General features: G+C 73.5%; 7 protein-coding genes. 5 read left to right on the plus strand and 2 right to left on the minus strand.

What is annotated here, in order from left to right; all coding sequences use genetic code 11:
• Positions 1–430 (minus strand): metalloregulator ArsR/SmtB family transcription factor (locus GU5_RS17915; protein ID WP_010525247.1); only part of this gene is annotated, 430 nt, incomplete at its 3' end.
• 258 nt (positions 431–688) lie between these two features.
• Here GU5_RS17915 and arsB point away from each other — a divergent pair.
• From arsB to GU5_RS0108970, 3 genes are read left to right on the plus strand one after another with little or no spacing between them, the layout of a single operon-like run.
• A complete protein-coding gene (gene arsB, locus GU5_RS0108960) occupies positions 689–1,846 on the plus strand; it encodes an ACR3 family arsenite efflux transporter (RefSeq protein ID WP_010525248.1) in 1,158 nt (385 codons plus the stop codon).
• A 31-nt stretch (positions 1,847–1,877) separates the two neighbouring features.
• Positions 1,878–2,330 (plus strand): arsenate reductase ArsC, encoded by a 453-nt coding sequence (locus tag GU5_RS0108965; RefSeq protein ID WP_010525249.1) that lies wholly within the window; start codon positions 1,878–1,880, stop codon positions 2,328–2,330.
• A gap of 43 nt (positions 2,331–2,373) precedes the next feature.
• Positions 2,374–3,336, plus strand: coding sequence for an A/G-specific adenine glycosylase (locus GU5_RS0108970; protein WP_010525250.1), 963 nt, complete (start codon positions 2,374–2,376; stop codon positions 3,334–3,336).
• 76 nt (positions 3,337–3,412) lie between these two features.
• Here the strand turns inward: GU5_RS0108970 and GU5_RS0108975 are convergent, their stop codons facing one another.
• Positions 3,413–4,909: a DNA repair protein RadA gene (locus GU5_RS0108975; protein WP_010525251.1), complete on the minus strand. Its 1,497-nt coding sequence runs from the start codon at positions 4,907–4,909 to the stop codon at positions 3,413–3,415.
• A 230-nt stretch (positions 4,910–5,139) separates the two neighbouring features.
• On the opposite strand from GU5_RS0108975, the gene GU5_RS0108980 reads away from it, so the two are divergent.
• Together GU5_RS0108980 and GU5_RS16385 are read left to right on the plus strand one after the other, a co-directional pair.
• Entirely contained in the window at positions 5,140–5,598 is a 459-nt protein-coding gene (locus GU5_RS0108980; RefSeq protein WP_010525252.1) for a DUF3817 domain-containing protein, read from the plus strand.
• A gap of 196 nt (positions 5,599–5,794) precedes the next feature.
• Positions 5,795–6,871: a hypothetical protein gene (locus tag GU5_RS16385; RefSeq protein ID WP_010525253.1), complete on the plus strand. Its 1,077-nt coding sequence runs from the start codon at positions 5,795–5,797 to the stop codon at positions 6,869–6,871.
• Positions 6,872–6,905: the final 34 nt, after the last annotated feature.

Here is a 6,905-nt window from a genome sequence, read left to right on the forward strand (position 1 = left end):
CGATGCTCGCGGCGATCTCCTCGAGCCGTTCGGGCACCACGGCGCACCAGGTCCAGGAGCCGCGCCGCCGGCGGGTGACCAGCCCGGCGTCGACGAGGACCTTCACGTGGTGCGAGACCGTGGGCTGCCCCAGGCCGAGCGGCTCGGTCAGATCACAGACGCAGGCCTCCCCGCGCGGGTCGGCGGCCAGCAGCGAGAGCACGCGCAGCCGGGTCGGGTCGGCGAGGGCCTTCAGCCGGACGGCCAGCCGACCCGCCTCCTCGACGTCCAGCGCGGACGCTCCCGACGCCGCCGGAGTGCAGCAGGTGTCGACGCCGGCCGGCCGGACGAGATCCGCCGCGCCCGGGGCGTCCGCGGACAGCCCGACGACGCCGGGCACGGCCGCACGGGCAGATGCCGACTGCGGGTCGGAGGCCGGCGCAGAACTCATGGGGCTCCCTCCGATGAGGCGTCCAGCACCGACTGTCTCGAGGCGATCCTCGCGACGCCCCCGCCGAGTCATCGACGCCCATCGATATTGACAATGGTCGATGCCCACGACGATACTCGACGCATCGACCGCTGTCGATGACCCGCCGGACACCCGGACCGACCGTCGGCCGACGACTTCTCGACCGCCCCCTCGACGACCGAGCCCGGGGCCGCAGCCGAATCCCTGCAGCCCCGCGACCGCAGACCCAGGAGCACCGTGCCGACGCCAGACTCCCCCTCGCCCGCCGCACCACCCTCGGCCCCCGCCGCTGACGGCGCCCCCGAGGACGCCGCCGGCGTCGTCGCGAAGCTCTCCGTGCTCGACCGCCTGCTGCCGGTGTGGATCCTGGCGGCCATGGCTCTGGGGCTGGGCCTGGGCGCCGTCGTCCCAGGGATCGGCGAGGCCCTGGAGGCGGTGGAGGTCGCCGGAGTCTCGGTGCCGATCGCGCTGGGCCTGCTGGTCATGATGTACCCCGTCCTGGCCAAGGTCCGCTACGACGAGACCGGCGCCGTGCTGGGTGACAAGCGCCTGATGATCACCTCCCTGCTGATCAACTGGCTGCTGGCGCCGGCCTTCATGTTCGCCCTGGCCTGGCTGCTGCTGCCCGACCTGCCCGAGTACCGCACCGGGCTGATCATCGTCGGGCTGGCCCGCTGCATCGCCATGGTGCTGATCTGGAACGACCTCGCCTGCGGCGACCGCGAGGCCGGCGCTGTGCTGGTGGCGATCAACTCTGTCTTCCAGGTCGTCATGTTCGGCGTGCTCGGCTGGTTCTACCTGCAGCTGCTGCCGGGCTGGCTGGGCCTGCCGACGACATCCGCGGAGTTCTCGATCGGCGCGATCACCCTGTCGGTGCTCGTCTTCCTGGGCATTCCGCTGGCCGCCGGCTTCCTGACCCGCACCCTCGGCGAGCGCCGCCGCGGCCGGGAGTGGTACGAGCAGCGCGTGCTGCCGCGCATCGATCCGCTGGCGCTGGGCGGCCTGCTGTTCACCATCGTCCTGCTCTTCGCGCTGCAGGGGGACCAGGTCACCGGCCACCCGCTGCAGGTCGCGAGGATCGCGCTGCCGCTGACCGTCTACTTCCTGGTCACCTTCGGCGCCTCGATGATCATCGGCCGGCTGATCGGCCTGGGCTACGCGCGCAGCACCACGCTGTCCTTCACCGCGGCCGGCAACAACTTCGAGCTGGCCATCGCCGTGTCCATCGCGACCTTCGGCGCCGCCAGCGGCCAGGCCCTGGCGGGCATCGTCGGCCCGCTGATCGAAGTGCCGATCCTCGTCGCCCTGGTCTACGTCGCCCTGTGGGCCCGGCGCTTCTTCCCGACGCGGTCCTCGCGCAGAGAGCCCTCGACACCATCCGTCCCCTCCTCCTGACCCCGCCCTCCTGATGCCGAAGGAGCCCGTCATGACCACCTCCGAGACCGCCCCCGAGACCGCCCGCGACGCCGAACACCGGCCCTCAGTCCTGTTCGTCTGCGTCAACAACGCCGGCCGCTCGCAGATGGCCGCCGGGTTCCTGCGCGAACTCGCCGGCGACGCCGTCGTCGTCCACTCCGGCGGCACCGAGCCGGCCGAGTCGATCAATCCGGTCGCCGTGGAGGCGATGGCCGAGACCGGCATCGACATCTCCTCCCGGGTCCCCGACGAGCTCTCGCCGGCGACCGTGCAGGAGTCCGACGTCGTGATCACGATGGGCTGCGGCGACGAGTGCCCCTTCTACCCGGGGAAGCGCTACGAGGACTGGCAGCTCGACGACCCCGCCGGCCAGGGGGTGGAGGCGGTGCGCGGCATCCGCGACGACATCCGGTCCCGCGTGGAGGAGCTGATCACCACGCTGGGCGTGTCCCGCGAGGCCTGACGCGCTGACCGGCCGGCCCGCCCGCCTCTCCTACGATGGAGGGATGCCCTCTCCGACCGACCCCGTCCGCGAGGCCGTGCCCGCCGGCTCCGCAGAGCTGCCGGATCCGCCGAGCCCCGACGACGTGCATGCCCGCGTGGTCGACTGGTTCGCAGAGCACGCCCGCGATCTGCCCTGGCGCCGCCCGGAGTGCACGCCGTGGGGCGTGCTGGTCAGCGAGGTGATGCTCCAGCAGACTCCCGTCGCGCGCGTGCTCCCCCGCTGGGAGGAGTGGCTGCGTCGCTGGCCGACGCCGGCCGACGCCGCGTCCGCGCCCGCCGCCGACATCCTCACCGTCTGGGACCGGCTGGGCTATCCGCGCCGCGCCCTGCGACTGCAGGCCGCCGCGGAGGCCATCGTCGAGCGCCACGGCGGAGCCGTGCCCGAGAGCCGCGAGGAGCTGCGCGCTCTGCCCGGCATCGGCGAGTACACCGCCGCCGCGGTGGCCTGCTTCGCCTTCGGTCGTCCGGAGGTCGTCGTCGACACCAACATCCGGCGCGTCCACGCCCGGGTCTTCTCCGGCGCGGCGCTGCCCGGCCAGACCTACACCGCCGCGCAGCGCCGGCTCGCCGTCGAGCTGATGCCGGCGACCGAGCCCGACGGCGGCCGCACCGCCTGCGCGTGGAACGCGGCGACCATGGAGCTCGGCGCCCTGATCTGCACCGCCCGCTCGCCGCAGTGCGCGATCTGCCCGGTGGCGGAGCTGTGCAGCTGGCGCGCCGCAGACTTCCCGCCGCCCACGGAGGAGCAGAAGACCCGCGGCCAGGCCTGGGCCGGCACCGACCGGCAGGTCCGCGGGGCGATCATGGCGGTGCTCCGCCGCGGCGAGCCGGTGGCCCCCGAGGCGCTGCTCGACGGCCTGGACCTGCCCGAGGCCTCGGCCGAACAGCGCCGCCGCTGCCTCGACTCGCTGCTGGCCGACGGTCTGGCACGACAGACCGACGCGGGCATCACGCTGCCGCAGTGACCCCGGCGGAATGATTCCGGTGCGACGACGCCGCCGTCGCGAGCGCCGGTCCCATGCGGCCGGCCGCGGCCGGACCTCACTCCTGGGCGTTCGGCGGCGGACCGCCGTCGAGCACCAGATTCAGCGCCTCGGGCAGCGAGCCGACCTCCTTGACCCGCAGTCCTTCGGGGATCTCCGGGCCTCCGGGTCCGGCGTCGCGGCCGACGCCGCGCGGGATGATCGCGTGGGTGAAGCCCAGCCGCTGCGCCTCCTGGAGGCGGCGCTGCAGCCCGGGCACCGGGCGAACCTCTCCGGCCAGGCCGACCTCGCCGAAGGCGACGAAGCGGCTCGGCAGCGGCTTCTCCAGCGCGGCGGAGGCCACTGCCAGTGCGATCGACAGATCTGCGGCGGGCTCGGTGATCCGCACGCCGCCGACGGTGGCCACATAGGCCTCCGAGGAGGAGAGCGTGGCCAGCCGGGCGCGACGCTGCAGCACCGCCAGCAGCATCGACACCCGCGGCGAGTCCAGTCCGGAGACTGCGCGCCGCGGCTGGGAGGCCGGGGACTCGGCGATGAGCGCCTGCACCTCGGCGGTCAGCGGGCGACGCCCCTCCAGCGTGATGGTGATGCAGGTGCCGGGCACCCGTTCGGAGAGCGCGGAGACGAAGAGGCCCGAGGGATCGGCCAGCGAGGTCAGCCCGGCCTCGTGCAGGTCGAAGCAGCCGACGTCGTCGGTGGGGCCGTAGCGGTTCTTCACCGCCCGCAGCAGGCGCAGCCGCGAGTGCCGATCCCCCTCGAACTGGCAGACGACGTCGACCAGGTGCTCCAGCATCCGCGGGCCGGCGATGCCGCCGTCCTTGGTCACGTGGCCGACCAGGATGGTGGTCATGTTCCGCCGCTTGGCGGCCTCGATCATCGAGGCGGTGACCTCGCGGATCTGGGTCACCCCGCCGGCCGCCCCCTCGACCTCGCCGGAGGAGAGCGTCTGCACCGAGTCCATGATGGTCAGCGCCGGGTCAAGGTGCTCGATCTGGCCCAGCGCCTGCCCGAGGTCGGACTCCGCGGCCAGATGCAGCGCGTCGGCGAGCGACTCGGTCCGCTCGGCGCGCTTCTTCACCTGGGCGGCCGACTCCTCGCCGGTCAGGTACAGCACCGGCCGCCGCGCGCCGTCGTCGGCGGCCTCGCCTCCGGCCTCGGCCCCGAGTTCCCCGCCGTCCGGCCGCTCGCCGGGCTGGGACCCTCGGGCGACGGCGGCGGCCAGCTGCAGCAGCAGCGTGGACTTGCCGACGCCGGGCTCGCCCGCCATGAGGATCACCGCCCCAGGCACCAGACCGCCGCCGAGGACGCGGTCGAGCTCGCCGATCCCGGTGGGCCGGTGCTGGGCGACGGTGGCATCGACGTCGCCGATGGCCCGGGCAGGCTCCACCAGGCTGGTCGAGGCCGTGGTGCGGGCGGTGACCTGGCCCTTCTCCTGCACCGAGCCCCAGGCCTGGCACTCCGGGCAGCGGCCGACCCATTTGACGGTCTGCCAGCCGCATTCGGTGCACTCGAAGGTGGGCGCGGACTTGCTGCGCGAGCTGCTGCGACTGGCCATGGGCACCACGCTACCGCGCGGCGCTGACGTCGACGACGGCTGTGCAGGGCGGGACCGCGCGAGGGCGCAGGAGGCGAGCCGCCCGGCACACGACGCGGAGTCCCGGCAGGACACGGCAGGACAGCACCGGCCTCCAGCTCGACCACGTACGATGACCCTCGGTCCGGCTGCGCCCCGACGCCGCCGTCGCCCACCCCGCCCGAACATCCCCGAGGAGCCCGAGGAGCCGCGTGGTCCGCACCCCCGCTCGCCTGTTCCGCCTGTTCGCCGTCGCCGAGGCCGTCTCCTGGACGCTGCTCATCGGCGGGATGATCCTGCGCTCGACCGCCGGGCTGGACGTCGCCGTCTCGATCGGCGGCGGGATCCACGGTCTCGTCTTCCTCGCCTACGGCGCTGTGGCGATCATCGCCGCGAAGAATCAGCGCTGGCGCCTCGGCCCGACGGCGATCGCGCTGATCAGCGCGGTGATCCCCTATGCGACGATCCCCGCGGACGTCTGGCTGCACCGCAGCGGTCGGCTGGACGGCTCCTGGCGCACCGTCGCGACCGAGGATCCGCGGGACCACGCCTGGCACGATCGGCTCCTGCGCCTGCTGCTGGCGCATCCGCTGCTGATCGGCGGGCTGCTGGCGGCCGCCGTCGTCGTGGTCTTCGTGGTGCTGCTGATCCTGGGCCCGCCGGTCGGCTGAGCGGGGCCGAGCCGCTGGACGATCGGACGACCGGCGGATCTGGTGGCCGCACGTTCCCCGAGTCTTCGCAGGGACACCGCGTTGTATCACGGTGATCCTGCGAAAATTCGGGGATCTCCAGTGATGACACGCCGTGTTCTCCACAGGACCCGGCACTCACTGCCCACGAGGCCGACCGCTCCGGCACGCTGAGCGCATGAGATCCGCATCGACCTCTCCGCTCCCTGTCCAGCTGACGAAAGCTCGGCCCACCGACGACGGCGACCACACCGGCACCCGTCTGGGACGCGCGGCCCGCCGCGGCGAACTGGTGCGCCTGCATCGCGGCATCTACACCGACGCCGAGCGGTGGTCCGACGCTCCGCCCTGGGAACGCTCGACCATCGCGACCGTCGCCGCCGCGCACCGCTCCCCGGCCCCGGTGTTCTGCCGAGAATCCGCCCTGCTGCTGCACGGCGTCAGCCTCCTGGAGCCTCCGCGCGACGTCACGGTGCGCACACGGCGCTCCCCCGAAGCCGGGGTCCGGCGGTCCGCCGCGACCTATCGCCGCGACGTTCCCCCTCCGCACCCTCTGCGCCATCACGAAGCCCCGCTGCCGGCCGGCATGAGCCGTCCCGAGCTCCGCGAAGCTCTGATCCGAGGAGACCGCGGGCTGGACCAGACGATCCTCCCGCCGGGCTCGGTCCCCTGGTGTCTCGGGCCCGAGGCGGGATTCCGCGTCGAGCCGCTGCCCCTGGCGCTGCTCGACACGATCCCGCGGATGTCGCGGCCGGCCGCCGTCGCCGCCCTGGACTCCGTCGCCCGCGGCACGCCGCGGGCCCACGGGCCGATCAGCGAGGAGGACCTGCTGGCCTGGGACGGCTTCCTGCGGACGAAGAAGGCCCGCCGGCGCTGGGAGTCCTGCTGGGCCTTCGCCGACGCCGCAGCCGAGTCGGTGGGCGAGTCGGTCTCCCGCGTCCTCATGGACCAATGGGGGCTGGAGCCTCCGCAGCTGCAGGTCCGGTTCGACGTCGACGGCGGGAGCCGAGTGCGCGTGGACTTCTTCTGGCCGGATCACGGCATCGTCGGCGAGTTCGACGGCCTGGCGAAGTACCAGAAGCCCGAACTGCTCGCCGGCCGACGACCGGAAGACGTCGTCGTGGAGGAGAAGCTGCGCGAGGATGCCCTGCGCCGACTGGGACTGCGCGTCGTGCGATGGGTCTGGGCCGATCTGCGTCATCCGACGCGACTGCGCGACATGCTGCTGGCCGTCGGAGTCCCGTTCAGGGGATGACCGGGACTCCGGCGGCGCTGGGTCCCCGAGCTCC

The organism is Nesterenkonia sp. F (assembly GCF_000220985.1).
Classification (GTDB): Bacteria; Actinomycetota; Actinomycetes; order Actinomycetales; family Micrococcaceae; genus Nesterenkonia.

What these genes read in the sequence shown, in the direction of transcription:
- GU5_RS16385 (WP_010525253.1), top strand. Translation starts at nt 5,795, where the DNA reads ATGAGATCCGCATCGACCTCTCCGCTCCCTGTCCAGCTGACGAAAGCT.
- GU5_RS0108975 (WP_010525251.1), bottom strand. Translation starts at nt 4,909, where the DNA reads ATGGCCAGTCGCAGCAGCTCGCGCAGCAAGTCCGCGCCCACCTTCGAG.
- GU5_RS0108965 (WP_010525249.1), top strand. Translation starts at nt 1,878, where the DNA reads ATGACCACCTCCGAGACCGCCCCCGAGACCGCCCGCGACGCCGAACAC.
- GU5_RS0108970 (WP_010525250.1), top strand. Translation starts at nt 2,374, where the DNA reads ATGCCCTCTCCGACCGACCCCGTCCGCGAGGCCGTGCCCGCCGGCTCC.